19 protein-coding genes are annotated in these 20,099 nt (G+C 74.3%); 16 read left to right on the forward strand and 3 right to left on the reverse strand.

The window, feature by feature from the left end; translation table 11 throughout:
• The first annotated feature begins 40 nt into the window (after nucleotides 1–40).
• From ACL02T_RS03390 to ACL02T_RS03410, 5 genes are read left to right on the forward strand one after another with little or no spacing between them, the layout of a single operon-like run.
• Complete coding sequence (locus tag ACL02T_RS03390; protein ID WP_412829144.1) at nucleotides 41–1,654, forward strand: glutamate synthase-related protein; 1,614 nt, start codon at nucleotides 41–43, stop codon at nucleotides 1,652–1,654.
• Nucleotides 1,651–3,603 carry a thiamine pyrophosphate-binding protein gene (locus tag ACL02T_RS03395; protein ID WP_412829145.1) on the forward strand — a complete coding sequence of 651 codons (1,953 nt, stop codon included), beginning with the start codon at nucleotides 1,651–1,653 and terminating at the stop codon, nucleotides 3,601–3,603. Before ACL02T_RS03390 ends, ACL02T_RS03395 begins: the two co-directional genes overlap by 4 nt.
• 10 nt (nucleotides 3,604–3,613) lie before the next feature.
• The gene (locus tag ACL02T_RS03400) at nucleotides 3,614–4,789 is read left to right on the forward strand and encodes a cation:proton antiporter (RefSeq protein WP_412829146.1); all 1,176 of its coding nucleotides are present in this window, start codon (nucleotides 3,614–3,616) and stop codon (nucleotides 4,787–4,789) included.
• An 18-nt stretch (nucleotides 4,790–4,807) separates the two neighbouring features.
• Nucleotides 4,808–5,407, forward strand: coding sequence for an RNA polymerase sigma factor (locus ACL02T_RS03405; protein ID WP_412829147.1), 600 nt, complete (start codon nucleotides 4,808–4,810; stop codon nucleotides 5,405–5,407).
• Nucleotides 5,404–5,694 carry an anti-sigma factor family protein gene (locus ACL02T_RS03410; protein WP_412829148.1) on the forward strand — a complete coding sequence of 97 codons (291 nt, stop codon included), beginning with the start codon at nucleotides 5,404–5,406 and terminating at the stop codon, nucleotides 5,692–5,694. Before ACL02T_RS03405 ends, ACL02T_RS03410 begins: the two co-directional genes overlap by 4 nt.
• 13 nt (nucleotides 5,695–5,707) lie before the next feature.
• Here ACL02T_RS03410 and ACL02T_RS03415 read toward each other — a convergent pair whose 3' ends face one another.
• Nucleotides 5,708–6,037: a hypothetical protein gene (locus ACL02T_RS03415; protein ID WP_412829149.1), complete on the reverse strand. Its 330-nt coding sequence runs from the start codon at nucleotides 6,035–6,037 to the stop codon at nucleotides 5,708–5,710.
• Nucleotides 6,038–6,319: 282 nt separating this feature from the next.
• Between ACL02T_RS03415 and ACL02T_RS03420 the strand changes: the two genes are divergently transcribed.
• Together ACL02T_RS03420 and polA are read left to right on the forward strand one after the other, a co-directional pair.
• Nucleotides 6,320–7,069 (forward strand): YebC/PmpR family DNA-binding transcriptional regulator, encoded by a 750-nt coding sequence (locus tag ACL02T_RS03420; protein ID WP_412829150.1) that lies wholly within the window; start codon nucleotides 6,320–6,322, stop codon nucleotides 7,067–7,069.
• A gap of 164 nt (nucleotides 7,070–7,233) precedes the next feature.
• On the forward strand, nucleotides 7,234–10,038 hold the full coding sequence (gene polA / locus ACL02T_RS03425; RefSeq protein WP_412829151.1) for a DNA polymerase I: 2,805 nt from the start codon (nucleotides 7,234–7,236) through the stop codon (nucleotides 10,036–10,038).
• A gap of 204 nt (nucleotides 10,039–10,242) precedes the next feature.
• Here polA and ACL02T_RS03430 read toward each other — a convergent pair whose 3' ends face one another.
• Nucleotides 10,243–11,271, reverse strand: coding sequence for an NAD(P)-dependent alcohol dehydrogenase (locus tag ACL02T_RS03430; protein ID WP_412829152.1), 1,029 nt, complete (start codon nucleotides 11,269–11,271; stop codon nucleotides 10,243–10,245).
• Between the two features lie 77 nt (nucleotides 11,272–11,348).
• A complete protein-coding gene (locus tag ACL02T_RS03435; protein WP_412829153.1) occupies nucleotides 11,349–11,933 on the reverse strand; it encodes a molybdenum cofactor biosysynthesis protein in 585 nt (194 codons plus the stop codon).
• Nucleotides 11,934–11,978: 45 nt separating this feature from the next.
• Between ACL02T_RS03435 and ACL02T_RS03440 the strand changes: the two genes are divergently transcribed.
• From ACL02T_RS03440 to ACL02T_RS03480, 9 genes are all read left to right on the forward strand, one after another.
• Complete coding sequence (locus ACL02T_RS03440) at nucleotides 11,979–12,479, forward strand: helix-turn-helix transcriptional regulator (RefSeq protein ID WP_412829154.1); 501 nt, start codon at nucleotides 11,979–11,981, stop codon at nucleotides 12,477–12,479.
• Nucleotides 12,476–12,898 carry a VOC family protein gene (locus ACL02T_RS03445; protein ID WP_412829155.1) on the forward strand — a complete coding sequence of 141 codons (423 nt, stop codon included), beginning with the start codon at nucleotides 12,476–12,478 and terminating at the stop codon, nucleotides 12,896–12,898. Before ACL02T_RS03440 ends, ACL02T_RS03445 begins: the two co-directional genes overlap by 4 nt.
• A 104-nt stretch (nucleotides 12,899–13,002) precedes the next feature.
• On the forward strand, nucleotides 13,003–13,632 hold the full coding sequence (gene ruvC / locus ACL02T_RS03450) for a crossover junction endodeoxyribonuclease RuvC (protein ID WP_412829156.1): 630 nt from the start codon (nucleotides 13,003–13,005) through the stop codon (nucleotides 13,630–13,632).
• A gap of 404 nt (nucleotides 13,633–14,036) precedes the next feature.
• Nucleotides 14,037–14,654 carry a Holliday junction branch migration protein RuvA gene (gene ruvA, locus ACL02T_RS03455; RefSeq protein WP_412829157.1) on the forward strand — a complete coding sequence of 206 codons (618 nt, stop codon included), beginning with the start codon at nucleotides 14,037–14,039 and terminating at the stop codon, nucleotides 14,652–14,654.
• An 8-nt stretch (nucleotides 14,655–14,662) separates the two neighbouring features.
• The gene (ruvB, locus tag ACL02T_RS03460; protein WP_412829158.1) at nucleotides 14,663–15,712 is read left to right on the forward strand and encodes a Holliday junction branch migration DNA helicase RuvB; all 1,050 of its coding nucleotides are present in this window, start codon (nucleotides 14,663–14,665) and stop codon (nucleotides 15,710–15,712) included.
• A gap of 168 nt (nucleotides 15,713–15,880) precedes the next feature.
• The gene (gene yajC / locus ACL02T_RS03465; protein WP_412829159.1) at nucleotides 15,881–16,309 is read left to right on the forward strand and encodes a preprotein translocase subunit YajC; all 429 of its coding nucleotides are present in this window, start codon (nucleotides 15,881–15,883) and stop codon (nucleotides 16,307–16,309) included.
• A gap of 153 nt (nucleotides 16,310–16,462) precedes the next feature.
• Nucleotides 16,463–18,223 (forward strand): protein translocase subunit SecD, encoded by a 1,761-nt coding sequence (secD, locus tag ACL02T_RS03470; protein ID WP_412829160.1) that lies wholly within the window; start codon nucleotides 16,463–16,465, stop codon nucleotides 18,221–18,223.
• Between the two features lie 3 nt (nucleotides 18,224–18,226).
• Nucleotides 18,227–19,483, forward strand: a complete 1,257-nt coding sequence (gene secF, locus ACL02T_RS03475) for a protein translocase subunit SecF (RefSeq protein WP_412829161.1) — start codon at nucleotides 18,227–18,229, stop codon at nucleotides 19,481–19,483.
• Between the two features lie 32 nt (nucleotides 19,484–19,515).
• On the forward strand, nucleotides 19,516–20,031 hold the full coding sequence (locus tag ACL02T_RS03480; protein ID WP_412829328.1) for an adenine phosphoribosyltransferase: 516 nt from the start codon (nucleotides 19,516–19,518) through the stop codon (nucleotides 20,029–20,031).
• Nucleotides 20,032–20,099: the final 68 nt, after the last annotated feature.

Here is a 20,099-nt window from a genome sequence, read left to right on the forward strand (position 1 = left end):
CTGTGCTCTCACCTGTGTCGGACCGAGCCGGGAGCGTTACATGGACACGAACTTCCTGCCGATCATCCGTTGGGACGGGCTGGCCGAGGACGAGCCGGCACACGCCGAGGCGGACGGGATCGACCTCGTCGTCGTGCGGCGCGACGGCCGGGCGCACGTCTTCGAGGGCCGTTGCCCGCACCGCGGCGCCCTGCTCGCGGACGGGCGGGTCGAGGGCGCCAACCTGGTCTGCGGGGTGCACGGCTGGGACTACCGGCTGGACACCGGTGTCTCCGCCTACAACCCGGCCGAGCGGCTCTACACGTTCACCTGCCACGTCGTCGACGACGAGGTGCTGGTGGACAAGGCCGAGCTCGCGGACTACCGGGCGTTGCGGCCGGAGCGGCGGGTCGCCTCCACCTACGACCGGCTCTTCGACGACCCCCACCAGGACACCGCCGAGGAGCCCTACGTCACCGAGATCCACCGGCTCGCCGCCCACGGGCTGTCCGGGCCGCACGGGCAGGTGGCCGCGATGGGCGTGCCCCGCCCCGAGCTGCCCTCCTGGGACGACCTGCAGATCCTCACCGCGCAGCTGCACCGCTTCCCGCGGCTCGACCACGAGCCGGTGGACACCGCCGTCACCCTCGGTCCCGCCGCGGCGCGCCCGCTGCGGCTGGGGATCCCGGTCTTCGTGTCGGACATGAGCTTCGGCGCGCTCTCCGCGGAGGCGAAGACCGCCCTGGCCCGCGGTGCCGAGGGCGCCGGGACGGCCATCTGCTCCGGCGAGGGCGGGATGCTGCCCGAGGAGCAGGCCGAGTGCACGCGCTACCTCTACGAGCTGGCGTCGGGCCGATTCGGCTGGGCCGAGGCCTGCCTGGACCGGGTGCAGGCGCTGCACCTCAAGCTCGGCCAGGGGGCCAAGACCGGCACCGGCGGGCACCTCCCCGGGCACAAGGTCGTCGGCCGGATCGCGCAGGTCCGCGGCCTGCCGGAGGGCGCCGCCGCCGTGTCGCCGGCCCGGTTCACCGACTGGACGACCCTGCTCGACGCCCGCGCCGTCGTCGACCGGGTCCGCGAACGGTCGGGAGGGATCCCGGTCGGGGTCAAGATGTCCGCCCAGCACGTCGAGGCCGATCTCGACGCCGCCCTGGACCTGGGCGTGGACTACGTGATCCTCGACGGCCGCGGCGGCGGCACCGGCGCCGCACCGACGATCTTCCGCGACACGATCAGCGTCCCGACGATGGCCGCCCTCGCCCGGGCCCGCCGGCACCTGGACCTGGCCGGGGCCCGGGACGTCACGCTCGTCGCGACCGGCGGGTTCCGGCGCGCCCAGGACATGGTCAAGGCGCTCGCCCTGGGCGCCGACGCGATCGCGGTGTCGAACGTGGCGCTGCAGGCCATCGGCTGTGTGGGCATGCGCGCCTGCCACACGGACAACTGCCCGGTGGGGATCGCCACGCAGAAGCCGCACCTGCGGGCCCGGCTGCCTGTGCAGCGCGCGGCCGACCAGCTGACCCGCTACCTCGGCGCGCTGACGGAGCTGATGGTGGTGCTGGCGCGGGCGTGCGGGCACGACTCGCTCTCGCACTTCACCCCGAAGGACCTCACGAGCTGGAAACGCGACGTCGCCGAGCTGGTCGGCGTCCACTACGCGGGGGTGACCCGATGACCGCCTGGTACAAGCTCGACGCGCTGCCCGACGAGGGCCGGGTGCGCACCGCCGTCGTCGACGGCCGGACCCTCGCCCTGTCCCGTTGCGGCGGCCGGATCGGCGCGCTCGACAACCACTGCCCGCACCAGGGCGGGCCGCTGGGGGAGGGGTCGATCGAGAACGGCCTGCTCCGCTGCCCGTGGCACGGCTACGACTACGACCCGACGACCGGGCGGCCACCCGCAGGTTTCTCGGACGCGCCGACCGCCTATCCCGTGGAGGAGCGGGGCGACACGGTCTGGGTGCAGCTGCCCGACCCGGTCGAGCGGCCGCGCAGCGTCTCCGACGTGCTGGTGGAGACCCTCGTCGCATGGGGTGTCGACACCGTGTTCGGCATGGTCGGGCACTCGAACCTCGGGTTCGCCGAGGCGCTGCGCCGGGCCGAGGCCCGCGGCGAGCTGCGGTACGTCGGCATCCGCCACGAGGGCGCGGCCGCGTTCGCCGCCTCCGCCTACGGCAAGCTCACCGGCCGCCCGGCCGCCTGCCTGGCCATCGCCGGGCCCGGGTCGACTAACCTGCTCACCGGGCTCTACGACGCCAAGCTGGACGGCGCGCCGGTGCTCGCGATCTCCGGCCAGGTCCCGTCGTCGGTGCTCGGCCGCGGCGCCTTCCAGGACCTCGACCTGTCCGCGGCCTTCCGCGACGTGGCGGTCTCCACCGTCACCGTGCACGCCGGGTCCGACCACGCCGAGCTCGCCGCCACCGCCGTCAAGCACGCCGTCGACGGCCGCGGCGTGGCCCATCTCGTGCTGCCGGACGAAGTGCAGGACCTGCCGTCGGACGCCCCCGCCGGCGCCCCGGCCGGCCGCCGGGCCGACCTCGCCGTCGCGCCCCCCGAGGCGGCGCTCGCCGCGGCCGCCGCCCGTCTGCGAGGCGCCCGCCGGCCCGTGGTGATCGCCGGGCAGGGAGCCCGCGGCGCCGCCGCGGACCTGCTGGCCCTGGCCGAGCGGCTGGGCGCGCCGGTGCTCACGACCTTCCGGGCGAAGGGCCTGGTGCCGGACACCCACCCGCTCGGCGCCGGCGTGCTCGGCCGGTCCGGCACCCCGGTCGCCTCCTGGCTGATGAACGAGGCCGACCTGCTCGTGGTCGTCGGCGCGTCGTTCGCGAACCACACCGGGATCGCGCCCTACAAGCCCATCGTGCAGGTCGACGACAGCCCGTCGGCCATCGGCCGCTTCCACGGCGTGGAGATCGGGCTGCTCGGTGACGCCGCGGTCACGGTGCGGGCCCTGGCCCACCGGCTCGGCGAGCCCGCGGCCCGCGACCAGCGCCCGGACGTCGCCGCCCGGTGGGCGATCTGGCGGGCGGAGAAGGCCCGGCGCGCGGCCGACGACCGGGGCCGCGGGGTCGCCTCGGCGGCGGTGTTCGCGGCGCTGTCCGCGCACTGCCCGGCCGACGCCGTGATCACCGTCGACGTCGGCAACCACGCCTACAGCTTCGGGCGGTACTTCGAGAGCGCGGGCCAGCCGGTGCTGATGTCGGGCTACCTCGGCTCGATCGGCTTCGGCTACCCGGCCGCGCTCGGGGCCTGGGCCGCCACGCGGAGCCGCGGGCCGGCGGCCGAGGGTGCCCGCGCGGGCCGGCCGGTCGTGGCCGTGACCGGCGACGGCGGGTTCGGGCAGTACCTCGCCGAGCTGACCACGGCCGTCAGGTACGGCATCCCGGTCAAGCACGTCCTGCTCGACAACGGCGCGCTCGGCAAGATCAGCAAGGAGCAGCTCGCGGGCGACCTGCCCGTCTGGCAGACCGCGCTGGTCAACCCGGACTTCGCCGGGTTCGCGCGGCTGTGCGGGGCCACCGGGATCCCGGTGTTCCGGTCCGACGAGCTCGACGCGGGGATGAAGGAACTGTTCGCCGCCGAGGGACCGGCCCTGCTGCACGTGCACGCGGACGGCGAGCTGGTGTGAGGGCCGTGCGATGTCGGTGAACCTGGTGCTCGTGCTCGCCGTGGCGGCGGGTGTCCCGCTGCTGCTCGGCCTGGTCCCGGCCCTGCCGCTGCCCGGCCCGTTGCTGGAGATCGTCGCGGGGATCGTGCTGGGCCCGGCCGTGCTGGGCTGGATCGAACCCGACGCGACCGTGCGCGCGTTCGCCCTGTTCGGGCTCGCGTTCCTGCTGTTCCTCGCCGGCGCCGAGGTCGACCTGCGCCGCTTCCGCGGCAGTCCGGGCCGGCGCGTCGGCGTCTCGATGGGCCTGTCGGTCCTGGCCGCCGTCGCCGTGACCGGTGTGCTGCTGGCCGCCGGGGTCCGGGGCGCGCCGCTGGTCGGGGTCGCCCTGCTGGCGACCTCGCTCGGACTCGTCGTGCCCGTGCTCGGCGACGCGGGCGTGCGCGACCGGGCCGTCGGACGGCTGGCGATCGCCGGCGCCTCGGCCGGCGAGGTCACCGCGGTCGTGCTGCTGTCGGTCGGCCTGGCCGGCGGGGACGTCCCGCTCGGTGGGCGGCTGCTGCTCCTCGTCCTGCTGCTCTGCGGCCTCGGCGCGGTCGCCCTGGTCGTGGTCGGGGCGGAGCACTCGGCGCGAGTGTCCGCCCTCGTCGTGCGCCTGGCCGACACCAGCGCGCAACTGCGCATCCGGCTGACCGTGCTGCTGGTGGCCGGGCTCGCGCTGGCCGCCGAGGCGCTGGGCTTCGAGGCGATCCTCGGGGCGTTCCTCGCCGGGCTGCTCGTGCGCGCCCTCGACCCGGACCCGGAGGTGTCCCACCCGCGGTTCCCGGTGAAGCTGGAGGCGGTCGGGTTCGGGCTGCTCGTGCCGGTCTTCTTCGTGACGAGCGGGCTCACCCTGGACCTGCGCGGACTCGCCGCGCACCCGGCGGCCCTGGCGGCGGTGCCGCTGCTGCTGGCCGCGCTGCTGGTGGTGCGCGGCCTGCCCGTGCTCACGTTCCGCCGCGACCTCCCGCGCCGCGAGCTGGTGGCCGTCGGCCTGCTCCAGGCGACCTCGCTGCCGTTCCTGCTCGCGGCCGCCCAGATCGGCGAGGAGATGGGCCTGCTCGACCCCGCGACCGGAGCAGCGCTGGTCGCCGCCGGTCTGGTGTCCGTGCTCGTGCTGCCTGCGCTCGCGCTCGCGCTCCTGCCGCGGCCCGTTCCCGTTCCGGCGTGAGACGGTTACCGTGCCCCGGTGCCGGTCGCGGACCCGGAGCTGGTCGAGCGCCTGCGCGGGGGCGACGAGCAGGCCTTCGCGCAGCTCGTCCGGGCGTGGTCGCCGGCGATGCTGCGGGTGGCCCGGGGGCACGTCCGCACGCGCGCCTCGGCGGAGGAGGTCGTGCAGGAGGCCTGGCTGTCCGTCGTGCGCGGGCTCGACGGCTTCGCCGCCCGGTCCTCGCTGCGCACCTGGGTCTTCACGATCCTCGTGAACACCGCGCGCCGCCGGGGCCGGGCCGAGGCCGGCCATGTCCTCGAGCTCACCCGGCCGAGCGTGGACCCGGACCGGTTCCGCGGCGAGGACGACGAGTACCCGGGGCACTGGCGCGACCGGGCGGCGCCGGTGGAGTGGGGGCCCGAGCCCGAGGTGCTCGCCGCCGAGTTCCGTGGTCTCCTGGAGCGGGCGCTCGCGGAGCTGCCGGAGCGCCAGCGTGCCGTCGTCGAGCTGCGGGACGTGCACGGGTTCGACGCCGAGGAGGTGTGCGCGCTGCTCGATCTCACCCCGGCCAACCAGCGGGTGCTGCTGCACCGCGCCCGGTCCCGGCTGCGCGGGCTGCTCGAGGCGGCGATCGCGTGACCGACCCGCACGACCCCGGCGCCCCGACCGACGCGCTGCACGAGGCGGCCGTCCGGCTCGCCTGCGCCGAGCTCGTCGAGCTCCTCACGGACTACCTGGAGGGGGCGCTGCCGGCCCACGACGCCGCGGTAATCGAGGCGCACCTGGCCCTGTGCCCCGGCTGCGCGGCCTACCTGGCCCAGATGCGCGCGACGATCCGCGTGCTGGGCCACGTCCCCGTCGAGACCCTCTCTCCTGAGGCGACCTCGATTCTGCTGGCGGCCTTCCGCGAGCGGTCCGGCGGGTGAGGCCGACCACGGCTCAGGAGCCCGCGGCGTCGCGCAGCTGGCCGTCGATCCACGGGTCGAACGAGCGCTGTCGGCCCTGGTCGTCGACGTAGCCGCAGGCCCGGTTGGTGATCGTGTCCGGGTTCGCGGGGTCGCCGAACTCCGGCGGCGACTGCAGGTCGCAGGTGTAGAGCGGGGCCGGCGCCCCGGTGACGGTGACGGTCAGCGGGGTCTCGGCGGTCGCGGTGCCGGTGAGCAGCGTCGCGGCCGCGGTGCCCCCGGTCGCGACGAGCGCGGCACCCGCCGCGGCCCAGCCGAGCCGCGCCGCGGTCCGCCTCCGACCCTGCGTCCCCTGCTTCGCCATCCCGCGCCCCCTCACCGTGCTCTCGCCGGTGACATCGTGTGGACCGGCGCGAACGTGAACGCGCGGCCCGGACTTTCACCGATATCGGTGAGTTCCCCACCTCGTCCGTGCCGAACCGGGCCCGGGATGTGACGAAGCCGGGCCGCCGCGCGGGGTGTTCGTCCCGGTGACGGGCCCGTCGGTACCATCGAGGGGATCCGGCAGGTGCCCGCGGGGCCCTGCGTGCCCGCCTGTTCCGGCGTCGCGGGCACACGCGCGAGTTCGGGAGGGACGGGGCAGCCGATGAGTGGCCACTCCAAATGGGCGACGACCAAGCACAAGAAGGCCGTCATCGACGCCCGCCGGGGCAAGATGTTCGCCAAGCTGATCAAGAACATCGAGGTCGCGGCCCGGACCGGCGGCGGTGACCCCGACGGCAACCCCACGCTCTACGACGCCATCCAGAAGGCGAAGAAGAGCTCGGTGCCCAACGACAACATCGACCGCGCGGTCAAGCGCGGCTCGGGTGCCGACGCCGGCGGCGCGGACTACCAGACGATCACCTACGAGGGCTACGGGCCCAACGGCGTCGCGTTGCTGATCGAGTGCCTCACGGACAACCGCAACCGCGCGGCCACCGAGGTGCGCACCGCCATGACCCGCAACGGCGGCACCATGGCCGACCCGGGCTCCGTCGCGTACCTCTTCACCCGCAAGGGCGTCGTGGTGCTCCCGAAGGGCGAGCTGACCGAGGACGACGTGCTCATGGCCGTCCTCGAGGCCGGCGCCGAGGAGGTCAACGACCTGGGTGAGAGCTACGAGGTCGTCTCCGAGGCCTCCGACCTGGTGGCCGTGCGCACCGCGCTGCAGGAGGCGGGGATCGACTACGACTCCGCCGACCCGACCTTCCTGCCCTCCATGCAGGTGGAGCTCGACGCCGAGGCCGCCAGGAAGGTCTTCCGGCTGGTCGAGGCGCTCGAGGACTCCGACGACGTCCAGAACGTGTACGCGAACTTCGACGTGTCCGACGAGGTCATGGCCGAGGTCGGCTGACCCCGCCCGTGCGCGTCGACGGCGCCGTTCCCCGCCGGGGACGGCGCCGTCGGCGTTCCCGGGCGGACGGTGACGAGCGGTGCGGGACCGTCCGGGTCGTCGCGGCTGCGTGGGCCCGGAGGCAGGCCGGGAACCGTCGGTGCCCGGTCCTAGACTCGCCCCCGATGAGCCCCGCCACGAAGTCACCCGCCACACCGGCCGCCGGGAAGTCCGCCGCGAGCGCCGGGAGGACCGCCGCCCCCGAGGGCAGGCGCCTGCTGCTGCTCGACGGTCACTCCCTCGCGTACCGGGCGTTCTTCGCCCTGCCCGCGGAGAACTTCCGCACCGGCACCGGGCAGACCACGAACGCCGTCTACGGCTTCACGTCGATGCTCATCAACCAGCTGCGCGACGAGCAGCCGACCCACCTGGCCGTGGCGTTCGACGTCTCGCGCAAGACGTTCCGCGCGGAGCGCTACGCCGACTACAAGGCGAACCGCACCACCACGCCGGACGACTTCCGGGGTCAGGTCGATCTCATCAAGGAAGTCCTGCGCGCGCTGAACATCCCGGTGTTCGCGGTCGAGGGGTTCGAGGCGGACGACATCATCGCCACCCTGGCCACGCAGGCCGAGGCGCAGGGCTTCGAGGTGCTCATCACCACCGGGGACCGGGACGCGTTCCAGCTGGTCACCGACCACGTCACCGTGCTGTACCCGAAGCGCGGGGTGTCCGATCTCGGGCGGATCGACCCGGCGGAGGTCGACAAGCGCTACGGGCTCACCCCGGCCCAGTACCCGGACTTCGCGGCGCTGCGCGGCGACCCCAGCGACAACCTGCCGAACATCCCCGGCGTGGGGGAGAAGACGGCGGCCAAGTGGGTCCGCGAGTTCGGCTCGCTCGGCGAGCTCACCGACCGGGTGGACGAGGTGAAGGGCAAGGCGGGCGACGCGCTGCGCGCCAACCTGGCCAACGTCCTGATGAACCGGCAGCTCACCGAGCTGGTCCGGGACGTGCCGCTCGACGCCGCGCCCCCCGAGCTGGAGGTCCGGCCCTGGGACCGGGACGCGGTGCACCGGCTGTTCGACGAGCTGGAGTTCCGGGTCCTGCGCGAGCGGCTGTTCGCCACGCTGCAGAGCGCCGAGCCGGAGGCCGAGTCGGGCTTCGACGTGCAGGGCGGCGTCGTCGCGCCCGGCACCGTGCGCAGCTGGCTGGCCGAGCACGCCCGGGACGGGCGGCGGGTCGGTGTGGCGTTCTCCGGCGTCGCCGGCGGAATCACCGAGCGGGACTTCACCGGGATCGCGCTGGCCACCGGCGAGCCGACGCTGGAGGACCGGGCCGACGGCGCCCGGGCGGGCGTTCCGGTCGCCGGGTACATGGACGTGCGCCACCTCGAGCCGGACGACGAGGCGGCGCTGGGGGAGTGGCTCGCCGATCCCTCGGTGCCCAAGGCCTCGCACGACGTCAAGGCGGTGCTGCACGCGCTGCGCGCCCGGGGCTGGACGCTCGGCGGGCTCACCAGCGACACCGCGCTCGCGGCCTATCTCGCGCGGCCCGGCCAGCGCAGTTTCGACCTCGCCGACCTGGCGCTGCGCTACCTGCGCCGGGAGCTCGCGATGGAGGGCGGCGAGGAAGACGGCCAGCTGTCCCTGCTCGGCGGCGAGGAGGAGGCGGACGCGAAGCACGCCGAGACCGAGATGGTGGCGGCGTCGGCGGTGGCCGAGCTGGCCGACGCGCTGGGCACCGAGCTGGCCGAGAAGGAGCAGACCCGGCTGCTGCTCGAGCTGGAGCAGCCGCTGGCGTTCGTGCTCGCCGACCTCGAGGCCGCGGGCATCGCCGTGGACAGGGACCACCTGGAGTCGCTCGAGGCCGAGTTCGCGGCCCAGGTCAAGGACGCCGCGCAGGCCGCATACGAGGTCATCGGCAAGGAGATCAACCTCGGCTCGCCGAAGCAGCTGCAGGTCGTGCTGTTCGACGAGCTGAACATGCCGAAGACCAAGCGCACCAAGACCGGCTACACCACGGACGCGGATGCGCTGCAGACGCTGTACGAGCAGACCGAGCACCCGTTCCTGATGCACCTGCTGCGGCACCGGGACGCCATGCGGCTCAGGGTCACCGTCGAGGGCCTGCTCAAGTCGATCGCCGCCGACGGGCGGATCCACACCACCTACAGCCAGACGATCGCGGCGACCGGCCGGCTGTCGTCGACCGACCCGAACCTGCAGAACGTGCCGATCCGCACCGCGGCCGGGCGCCGGATCCGCGAGACGTTCGTGGTCGGCGCGGGCTACGGCGAGCTCATGACCGCCGACTACAGCCAGATCGAGATGCGGATCATGGCGCACCTGTCCGAGGACGCGGCGCTGATCGAGGCGTTCCACTCGCACCGCGACTTCCACTCCGAGACCGCGTCCAAGGTGTTCGGCGTCGGGCCGGACGAGGTCACCCCCGAGCAGCGCGCCAAGATCAAGGCGATGAACTACGGGCTGGCCTACGGGCTGTCGGCGTTCGGCCTCTCCGGGCAGCTGCGGATCTCCACCGAGGAGGCCCGCGGGCTGATGGAGGACTATTTCGAGACCTTCGGCGGGGTGCGGGACTACCTGCGTTCGGTGGTCGACGTGGCCCGCAAGGAGGGCTTCACCGCCACCATGCTCGGCCGCCGCCGCTACCTGCCCGACCTGACCAGTGACAACCGTCAGCGCCGCGAGATGGCCGAGCGGATGGCGCTCAACGCGCCGATCCAGGGCAGCGCGGCGGACATCATCAAGGTCGCGATGCTCAACGTGCACGAGGCGCTGGCCGCGGAGTCGCTGCGCAGCCGGATCCTGCTCCAGGTGCACGACGAGCTGGTGCTGGAGGTCGCCGAGGGCGAGCGCGAGGCGGTCGAGGAGCTCGTGCGACGACAGATGGGCGCCGCGGAGACGCTGTCGGTACCGCTGGAGGTGTCGGTCGGGTACGGGCGCAGCTGGGACGACGCGGCGCACTGAGCGGACAGCACGGTCGGAGACCGGGTGCGCGGCCGGCCCCGGCCGACCAGCACGCGTCGCGAGACCCGGCACCGCCTCGCCGGCCCGGTGGCGGCCCGCGCCCCCGCCGGCACCTGAACCGCGAGTCGCGCTGTCGGTTTCGGCGAGTCGCGCTGTGGGCTCCCGCGAGTCGGGGTGTGGGTTTCGGCGAGTCGCGTCCGGTCGTCAGGGCACCAGCACGCCCCGCCCGTGCATCCGGCCCTGCTCGAGGTCTGCGAACGCGTCGGCGAAGGCGTCGAGCGGGTAACGCCGCGTCCGCACCGTGACCGCGCCGGCCGCCGCGAGCGCGACGAGCTCACGGAGGTCGTCGAACGTCCCGACCGCGTTGCCGACCACGCTGATCTCGGGCAGGACGAGGGCGAAGGTCGGTACCCGGAGCTCGCCGCCGTAGCCGACGACGAAGTACGTGCCGCGCGGCCGCACCATCGCCAGCGCCGTCCCGACGGCGTCGCCCTCGCCCACGAAGTCGACCACGGCGTGGGCTCCGGCCCCGTCCGTGAGGTCGCGGACGCCGTCGACCTCCCGCCCGTCGACCGCGAGCACGTGATGGGCCCCGGACTCGGTGGCCAGCGCGCGGGCCTCGGGATCGGGGTCGACGGCGACGATCGTGGCTGCGGTGAGCACGCGCAGGCACTGGATACCGATGTGGCCGAGCCCCCCGGCGCCCACGACTGCGACCGTGGTCCCGGGCCCGAGCAGCGGCACCGCCTTGCGGGTGACGTGCATGGCGGTGAGGCCGGCGTCGGCGTGCGGTGCGAGGTCGACCGGGTCGAGGCCCTCGGGCACCGGGAGCACGCCGCGGTCGGTGGTGAGCAGCAGGTCGGCGAAGCCACCCGCCCGCGTGAGACCGGTGAAGGACAGGCCGCGCGCGCAGCGCATGTCGTCACCGATACGGCAGGCCGGGCACGTGCCGCAGCTCTGCTGGGGATGGCAGATCACGGTGTCGCCCTGCGTCACGGCCCGCACCTCCGGTCCGACCGCCTCGACCACACCGGTGTTCTCGTGACCCAGGGTGAGCGGGAGGTCGGTCGGCACGGCGGGCGCGAACCAGCCGTCGCGGATGTGCAGGTCGGTCCGGCAGAGGCCGGCCCCGACGATCCGCACCACCACGTCGTGCGGGCCGGTCGCCTCCGGTTCGGGCACCTGGTCGAGCTGGGGTGGCTTGTCGTAGGAGTGCAGCCGCACGGCCCGCATCGGAACCTCCCTGACGTCGATGTGTGCCGAGCGTCACACTCGTCGTCGGGCGGCGGTAGTACGCAGTTCGACGTACCTCAGCGTCGTGGGCGGGCGACGACGGCGGCAAGCCCGCCCGGCACGGTGAGCGTCGCGGCTCCCCGGTGCAGCACGCCGTCGGACAGGGGTTCGCAGCGCACACCGCCGCGGCCGCGGAGCGCTGTGAAGGCCCCGGGAGCCAGCACGACGTCCATCCAGCGGCAGGGGTGTGCCGCGCGGTGCGCGCGGAAGCGGACGGGACCCTCGCCGGAGTCGAGCGTGACCTCGGCTCCGGTACCGGCCAGGGCGTCGACCGCGGCCCCGCGCAGGACGACGGTCCGCCGCGCCAGGACGGGGTCGAAGCGCGGCACGCCGAGGTCGGTCGCGACGGCCTCGAGCGCCTCCGCCGACAGCAGGGTCACCGCGGCGCGCCGGTGCGCCGCGTGGTTGAAGTACCGGTCGCCGACGACGCCGAGCCCGCCCCGGACCTCGATCCGGTCCCGCCGCGGGTCCTCGGGATCCGGCCGTGGTCCGTCGCCCGGGCGGCCCTCGTACGCGTGCACGGGCGAGGCGACCAGCTCGACGATCTCGACGGGGATGCCCACCGACGCGTCGGTCGCGTCCTGCGCGGCGATCTCCTGCACGCCTCGATGATGCCCGCGGCGGGCCCGGGCTGGGACGATGGCGGCATGACCCGCGGCACGCCCCGGCCCGCGGTCGCGCACGTGCGGCGGGCGCGCGACCTGATCGACCGCGACTACGCCGAGCCGCTCGACCTCGACGCCATGGCCGCGGCCGCGGGATTCTCGCGCTTCCACTTCGCCCGCGCCTTCCGCGCGGCCTACGGCGAGACGCCCGCGACGTACCTGACCCGGCGGCGGGTCGAGCGAGCCAAGGACCTGCTGCGCTCGGCGAACCTCACCGTGACCGAGACCTGCCATGTCGTCGGGTTCACCAGCCTCGGCTCCTTCAGCAGCCGATTCACCGAGCTGGTGGGTCTGAGCCCGACCGCGTACCGGGACGAGCACGTTCGCCGAGGAGGTCCGCCCCCGATCCCCGGCTGCGTCCTCATGAGCTGGACGCGCCCGCCCGCGCCGCGCACGCCGGAGACCGCAAGTACGGAGAAGCCGCCGGACGCCGGGCGGTCCTACCGTTCCCACGACCGATCCACCGAGGAGGGAACGCCGTGATCGACCGCATGTCCCACACCACCATCTGGGTCCTGGACCAGGACTCCGCCAGGAGCTTCTACACCGACAAGCTCGGCTTCGAGGTGCGCACCGACGTCGTGATGGGCCCGGAGTCCGAGGGCGGGATCCGCTGGCTGACCGTCGGCCCGCCGGGCCGCCCCGACCAGGAGCTGATCCTCGCCGACCCGGCGATGGGCCACGACCCGTCGACGGCCGGCCAGATCCGCGAACTCGTCGCGAAGGGGGCGCTCGGCACGGGCGTGATGGCGACGGACGACTGCCACGCCACCCACGCCGAGCTCGTCGACCGCGGGGTCGAGTTCCTGCAGCCGCCCGCCGAGCGGCCGTACGGCATCGAGGCCGTGTTCGTCGACGACTCGGGCAACTGGTTCAGCCTCTGCCAGCGGCACGCGGGCTGAGTCCCGTCCCGTGGTGATCGTCTCGGCCGCGGGGCGGCGCGCCGCACACGGGGGCCGGCCGCCGCGCCGGTAGCGTGCGGCGCGGACCGGTGAGGGGAGCGCGCGTGCGGGTGCTCGGAGTCGACCCGGGGCTGACCCGGTGCGGCCTCGGCGTGGTCGACGGCGACGGCGGGCGCCAGGTGGCGTGCGTCGACGTCGGCGTCGTCCGCAGCGACGTCGACCTGCCGGTGGACCGGCGGCTCGTGGTGGTCGCCGACGAGGTGGAGCGGTGGATCGCGGGGCACCGGCCCGACGTCGTCGCGGTCGAGCGGGTGTTCAGCCAGCACAACGTGCGCACCGTGATGGGGACGGCCCAGGCTAGCGGCGTCGTCGCGCTGGTGGCCGCGCGGGCGGGGCTGCCGGTCGCCTTCCACACCCCGAGCGAGGTCAAGGCCGCCGTCACCGGGGCCGGACGGGCGGACAAGGCCCAGGTCACCGCCATGGTCACCCGCGTGCTCGGGCTGTCCGAGGCGCCGCGGCCCGCCGACGCCGCCGACGCGCTCGCCCTCGCCATCTGCCACTGCTGGCGCGGCCCGATGATGACGCGGATGGCGGAGGCGGAGCGCCGAGCGGCCGAGATCGCGAAGGCACACAAGGCCCGCCTCGCGGCGGCGCAGAAGGAACGCCAGAAGCAGGTGCAGAAGCAGCTGGAGAAGCAGCGGCTCGCGCAGTCCGCCGCCCGTCTCCGCCCCTGACCCTCGTCCCGCGAGATCGGATGTGCAACTCCGTCACCCGAGAGCGCGACTCGCGGAAGCTGACAGCGCGACTCGCGGAAGCCCAGAGCGCGACTCGCGGGAGCTCGGGGCGCGACTCGAGGGAGCCCGGAGCCCGACTCGCGGAAGCCCGGAGCCCGACTCGCGGAAGCCCAGAGCGCGACTCGCGGAAGCCCAGAGCGCGACTTGTGGGAGCTGGGGGTGCGACTCGCGGGACCTCGGGGCGCGACTTGCGGAAGCTGACAGCGCGACTCGCGGGAGCTTGGGGCGCGACTCGCGGGAACTGTGTGCGGGACACGCCGAGGGGCGGGGGAGCGGGCGGGGGTGTCGGAGGGTCCGGGTAGCCTGCGGCCTCGAACGACTGTTCGCAGGAGCGGGGGAGTGCCGTGATCGCGTCCGTGCGCGGACCCGTGCTGGAGATCGGGCTGGACCACGCCGTGGTCGAGGTCGGCGGCGTCGGGCTGGCGGTGTTCTGCACGCCGGCCACGCTCGCCGGACTGCGCCGCGGCACCGAGGCCCGGCTGTCCACCACGCTGATCGTGCGCGAGGAGTCGCTGACCCTGTTCGGCTTCGCCGACGCGGACGAGCGCGAGCTGTTCCTGCTGCTCCAGACCGTGAGTGGGATCGGGCCGCGGCTCGCCCTGGCCACCATCGCCGTGCTGGAGCCGGAGGTGCTGCGCCGCGCCCTGCACGACGGCGACCTGGCCACGCTGACCCGCATCCCGGGCGTCGGCAAGAAGAGCGCCGAGCGGCTCGTGGTGGAGCTGCGGGACAAGGTCGTGGTCGCGCCCGTGCCGGTCACCACGGCGGGCGCCGCCGTCCCGGCCGCGGCCGGCAACGGGGCCTCGCCGGTCCGCGACCAGGTCGTCGAGGCGCTCGTCGGCCTCGGCTTCACCCTCAGGCCCGCCGAGCAGGCGGTCGACGCCGTGCTCGCGGACAAGCCCGAGGCCGAGGCCTCGCAGCTGCTCCGAGCGGCGCTGGCGAGCCTGGGCCGGAGCAGGTGACCGAGCCGGTGACCGAGTACGAGCCAGGCGACCTGCGGGACGTCGACGCCGAGGCCGTCCCCGAGGACCTCGACGTCGAGAACTCGCTGCGCCCCCGCCGGCTCAGCGAGTTCATCGGGCAGCCCCGGGTGCGCGAGCAGCTGGAGCTGGTGCTGGAGGGCGCCCGCCGGCGCGGCGACCCGCCGGACCACATCCTGCTCTCCGGCCCACCCGGGCTCGGCAAGACGAGCCTGTCGATGATCGTCGCGGCGGAGCTGGGTGCGGCGATCCGGCTGACCAGCGGACCCGCGCTGGAGCGCGCGGGGGACCTGGCGGCCATGCTGTCGAACCTCGTGCCCGGCGACGTGCTGTTCATCGACGAGATCCACCGCATCGCCCGCCCCGCCGAGGAGATGCTGTACCTCGCGATGGAGGACTTCCGGGTCGACGTCGTGGTCGGCAAGGGCCCGGGCGCCACCTCCATCCCGCTCGACATCGCGCCGTTCACGCTGGTGGGGGCCACCACCCGGGCCGGCGCGCTCACCGGCCCGCTGCGGGACCGGTTCGGCTTCACCGCGCACATGGAGTTCTACGAGCCCGAGGAGCTGGAGCTCGTGCTCACGCGGGCCGCCGTGATCCTCGACGTCGACCTGAAGCCGGACGGGGCCGCCGAGATCGCCCGCCGCTCCCGCGGCACGCCCCGCATCGCCAACCGGCTGCTGCGCCGGGTCCGGGACTTCGCCGAGGTCCGCGCGAACGGCGCCGTCACCCGGTCCGTCGCGCAGGACGCGCTCGCGGTCTACGACGTGGACGACCTCGGTCTCGACCGCCTCGACCGGGCCGTGTTGGGGGCCCTCGTACGGACGTTCGGGGGAGGCCCGGTGGGTGTGTCCACGCTGGCTGTGGCGGTGGGCGAGGAACCCGGTACCGTCGAGGAGGTCTGCGAGCCCTACCTGGTGCGGGCCGGGATGCTGGCCCGGACGCCGCGCGGCCGTGTCGCCACACCCGCGGCCTGGAGCCATCTCGGCCTGCGGCCGCCGGCGGAGTCCGACGGCGGGGGGCCGCCGGCGCTGTTCTGAACGCGGTCTCGATCGGGGGCGGAGCGGTACCGGGGCCGCATCCGGCGGGGCGCGCGGGGAAATCGCACGTCACGGGCCCGTCACGGAACCGGGTCGATGGACCGGGTGTCGGACCCGACTGGCAGACTCGCCGTCCGACGTGCCCGAGAAACGGAGAAACGCGACATCATGGACCTGAGCCTGCTGTTCCCGATCCTCATCCTGCTGCTCTTCATCCCGATCTTCCTGTCGGGCCGCAAGCAAAAGCGTCAGATGGCGCAGACCCAGGCGATGCAGAGCGCGCTCGCCGAGGGCGACGTCGTGACGACCACCTCGGGGCTGCGCGGCACGGTGGTCGACGCCTCCTACGAGGACACGATCGACCTGGAGATCGCCGACGGCGTCGTGACCACCTGGCTGCGCGCCGCGGTCCGCGAGAAGCTCCCGCAGGACACCCACGCCGAGCACGCCGACGAGACCGGCGGGGCCACGGCGGCGAGCTCCGCGACCACCACCGAGCTCCCGACGAGCGGATCCACCAGCGCGAACGGGACGACGAGCGCCAACGGCACGATCTCGGACGCGTCCGCGGACTCGACCGCCGAGGAGAAGAAGTAGGGCGTTGCCCCGAGGCGGGGCCGCCGTCCGCCCGGTGCGGCGGGTGGTGCAGCATCGTGCGGGAACACCGGGCCGCGGTCACGCCGCGGGACGGGACTGGACAGGCCGTCCGCCGACGCGTGACCGGGCCGTGACGCCGGGAGAGAAGAGAGAGTGGCAACGACCCCGGGGCGGATCCGCCCCTGGCGGTACCTCGCGTGTTTCGCGGGCATCGTCGTGGTGCTGTACGCGCTGGTGGCCTTCACCGGTGACCGGTCCTTCGCCCCGAAGCTGGGCATCGACCTCCAGGGCGGCACCCGGGTCACCCTGACCGCGCGCACCGAGTCGGGCGAGGTCCCGCCGCGGGACCAGCTGGTCCAGGCGCAGTCGATCATCGAGCAACGGGTGAACGGGCTCGGCGTGAGCGGCGCCGAGGTGGTGCTCGACGGCGACAACATCACCATCACGGTGCCCGGTGAGGAGGGCGAGCAGGCCCGCTCGCTCGGCCAGACCGCGCAGCTGCGCATCCGCCCCGTGATCGGGCAGCCGATCGCCGCCACGCCGGCCACGGCGCAGGACATCCCCGGGGTCCCCGCCGGCGACGGCGCGACCCCGTCCGGGGGCGCCGAGCCGCCGGGGGGCGCCGCGCCGTCCGGCACCGCCCCCGAACCTGCGGGCGGCGACGGCCAACCGCAGGGCATGGGCGCGGGCCCGGTCGTCGACGGCGCCGTCGCCCCCGTGGCCCACACGTCTCCCCTCGCGCCCGCCCAGCAGCCCGCCCCGCCACCGGACGACGGCGCCACGGACCCGGCCCAGGCCGCCGCGATCGCCGAGGCGAAGGCCACCCGGCAGAGCACGGACCCCGCCGTCCAGCAGCAGGCGCTGCTCGCGCTCGACTGCTCCGCCCCGGACCCGCTGCAGGGCTACGACGACCCGTCGCTGCCCCTGGTCACCTGCGACCAGGACGGCACGGCGAAGTACATCCTCGGGCCCACCGTGGTGGAGGGCACCGAGATCGCCTCGGCGCAGGCCACCCAGAACCCGCAGGGCGTGGGCTACGTCGTCGACCTGAGCTTCGAGTCCGCCGGCGCGCAGGCGTGGGGCGACTACACCTCCCAGCACATCGGCGAGATGGCCGCGTTCGTGCTCGACGGCGAGGTCGTGTCCGCCCCGACGATCCAGGGCGCGCTCTACGGCAACACGCAGGTCAGCGGCAACTTCAACCAGGAGCAGGCGCAGGACCTCGCCGGGATCCTCCGGTACGGCTCCCTGCCGCTGTCCTTCGAGTCGTCCGACGCGCAGACGGTGTCGGCCACGCTCGGGCTCGCCTCACTGGAGGCCGGCCTGATCGCCGGCGCGGTCGGCCTGGCCCTGGTGTTCGTCTACTGCCTGTTCTACTACCGCGTGCTCGGCCTGCTCACGATCCTGTCGCTGGTGCTCTCCGGCCTGGTGGTCTACGCCGTGCTGGTGCTGCTCGGGCGCTGGATCGGGTTCACCCTCGACCTGGCCGGCATCGCCGGGTTCATCGTGGCGATCGGCATCACCGCGGACTCGTTCGTGATCTTCTTCGAACGCCTGAAGGACGAGGTCCGCGAGGGCCGCTCGTTCCGCTCGGCGGTCCCGCGGGCCTGGGTGCGCGCCCGGCGCACGATCCTCACCGCCGACGCCGTGAGCTTCCTGGCGGCCGCGGTGCTCTACATCCTCGCCGTCGGGCAGGTGAAGGGCTTCGCGTTCACCCTCGGCATGTCGACCGTCCTCGACCTGCTCGTGGTCTTCCTCGTCACGCACCCCCTGGTCGCGCTGGCGTCGAACTCGAAGGTCTTCGGCAGCCCGGCGTTCTCCGGGCTCGGGGCCGTGGCGGAGATCGGGGCACGACGGCGGCGGCAACCGCGGGAGACCGCCGGCAGCGGGTCCGGCACGAGCAGGGGGGCCTGAGCGATGGTCGACGGAACGACCACGGCGGCGAACGGCGAGCGCAGGCGCGGCGTGTTCAGCCGGCTGTACACGGGCACCGGCGCCTTCGACATCGTCGGCAGGCGCACGACCTGGTACCTCGGCTTCGGCGTGCTGGTACTGATCTGCGTGCTGTCGATCGTCCTGCGCGGGTTCAACCTCAGCATCGACTTCACGGGTGGCTCGCAGTTCCAGATGCCGGCGACGGGCGCGAACGGCGCCATCACCGCCGAGCAGGTGGAGGAGGTCTTCCGCTCCTCGGTCGGCGAGGAGCCGGCGTCGACGCAGTCGGTGGGCACCGGCGGCTCGGCCACGGTCGTGCTGCGCTCGGAGGCGTTGGACCCGGCCCAGATCGCCGCGTTCAAGGACGCCGCCTTCCAACAGCTCCAGCCGCTCGACGCGAGCGGCCGGCCGTCCGAGCAGGTGATCAGCGACACCGCGGTGAGCGGGACCTGGGGCGGGGAGATCACCCGGCAGGCGCTCATCGCCCTCGCGGTGTTCCTCGTCCTGGTCACGATCTTCCTGGCCGTCTACTTCGAGCGGGCGATGGCGGTCGCGGCGCTGGTGGCGCTGGTGCACGACGTCGTGGTCACCGCCGGCATCTACTCGCTGGTCGGCTTCGAGGTCAGCCCCGCCACCGTGATCGGCCTGCTGACGATCCTCGGCTTCTCCCTCTACGACACGGTCGTGGTGTTCGACAAGGTCAAGGAGAACGCCCGCGGGCTGCTCAACCTGACCCGGCGCACCTATCCCGAGGTCGCCAACCTCGCGGTCAACCAGACGCTGATGCGCTCGATCAACACCTCGCTGATCGCCGTGCTGCCGGTGATCGGGCTGATGGTGATCGGCGTCGGCCTGCTGGGCGTGGGGACGCTGGCCGATCTGGCGCTGGTCCAGCTGGTCGGCATCATCGCGGGCTCACTGTCCTCGCTGCTGCTGGCCACGCCCATCCTGGTCGACCTCAAGATGCGCGACCCGCGGTTCCGCAAGCAGGCCGAGCGGGTCGCCGCCCGCCGCGCCCGGGCGGCCGCCGCGCAGTCCGGTGACCTCGCCGACGAGGGCCTCGACACCGCCGACGACGAGGCCCTCGCCCGGGAGCTGCGCCGCGAGCGGGCGCTGGCCGCGGCGGCCGGCGCCCCGGACCGGGTGCGCCCGGGTCGGCCGCAGGGCAAGGCCGGTCAGGGCCGCGCGGCCCGGGACCGGACGCCCGGCGGCCGGCCGAGCGGGAAGCGGCGCCGGTGAGCGCGGCCCACGACGCGATGGACGAGTCCGCCCTGGACCTCGAGAAGGTCCGGGAGCTGGTCCGCGCGGTGCCGGACTACCCCGGGCCCGGGGTGCTGTTCCGTGACCTCACGCCGGCGCTGGCCGACGCGGAGGCCTTCGCGATCCTCACCACGGAGCTGGCGGCCTCCGCCGGCGCGGCCGACCTGATCGCCGGTGTCGAGGCGCGCGGGTTCCTGATCGGCGCGGCGGTCGCCCTGGTGGCGGGCACCGGTGTCGTCCCGGTGCGCAAGGCCGGCAAGCTGCCGGCCGTGGCCGGCGTGCGGACCTACGAGCTCGAGTACGGCACGGCCACGCTGGAGCTGCCGGCGGGCACGGTCGAGCCCGGGGCGCGGGTCTTCGTCGTCGACGACGTGCTGGCCACCGGCGGCACCGCGGCCGCGGCCTGCGGGTTGCTGACGGACGCCGGGGCCGAGATCACCGGGTTCGGCGCCGTGGTCGAGCTGGCGGCGCTGCAGGGTCGGCAGAAGCTCGCCGGCATCGACGTGCACGCCCTGCTCACCTACTGAGGCGGGAATCCCGGACGGCTACCGGAGGGTTATCCTTCGGTAGGTGGTGACAGGAGCGGAGCAGGCCC

This window comes from Pseudonocardia oceanicola, from assembly GCF_047200735.1.
Taxonomy (GTDB): Bacteria; Actinomycetota; Actinomycetes; order Mycobacteriales; family Pseudonocardiaceae; genus Pseudonocardia.

Coding starts and splice junctions, on each gene's coding strand:
- ACL02T_RS03390 (WP_412829144.1), top strand. CDS start 41: ATGGACACGAACTTCCTGCCGATCATCCGTTGGGACGGGCTGGCCGAG.
- ACL02T_RS03395 (WP_412829145.1), top strand. CDS start 1,651: ATGACCGCCTGGTACAAGCTCGACGCGCTGCCCGACGAGGGCCGGGTG.
- ACL02T_RS03400 (WP_412829146.1), top strand. CDS start 3,614: ATGTCGGTGAACCTGGTGCTCGTGCTCGCCGTGGCGGCGGGTGTCCCG.
- ACL02T_RS03415 (WP_412829149.1), bottom strand. CDS start 6,037: ATGGCGAAGCAGGGGACGCAGGGTCGGAGGCGGACCGCGGCGCGGCTC.
- ACL02T_RS03420 (WP_412829150.1), top strand. CDS start 6,320: ATGAGTGGCCACTCCAAATGGGCGACGACCAAGCACAAGAAGGCCGTC.
- polA (WP_412829151.1), top strand. CDS start 7,234: ATGAGCCCCGCCACGAAGTCACCCGCCACACCGGCCGCCGGGAAGTCC.
- ACL02T_RS03430 (WP_412829152.1), bottom strand. CDS start 11,271: ATGCGGGCCGTGCGGCTGCACTCCTACGACAAGCCACCCCAGCTCGAC.
- ACL02T_RS03440 (WP_412829154.1), top strand. CDS start 11,979: ATGACCCGCGGCACGCCCCGGCCCGCGGTCGCGCACGTGCGGCGGGCG.
- yajC (WP_412829159.1), top strand. CDS start 15,881: ATGGACCTGAGCCTGCTGTTCCCGATCCTCATCCTGCTGCTCTTCATC.
- secF (WP_412829161.1), top strand. CDS start 18,227: ATGGTCGACGGAACGACCACGGCGGCGAACGGCGAGCGCAGGCGCGGC.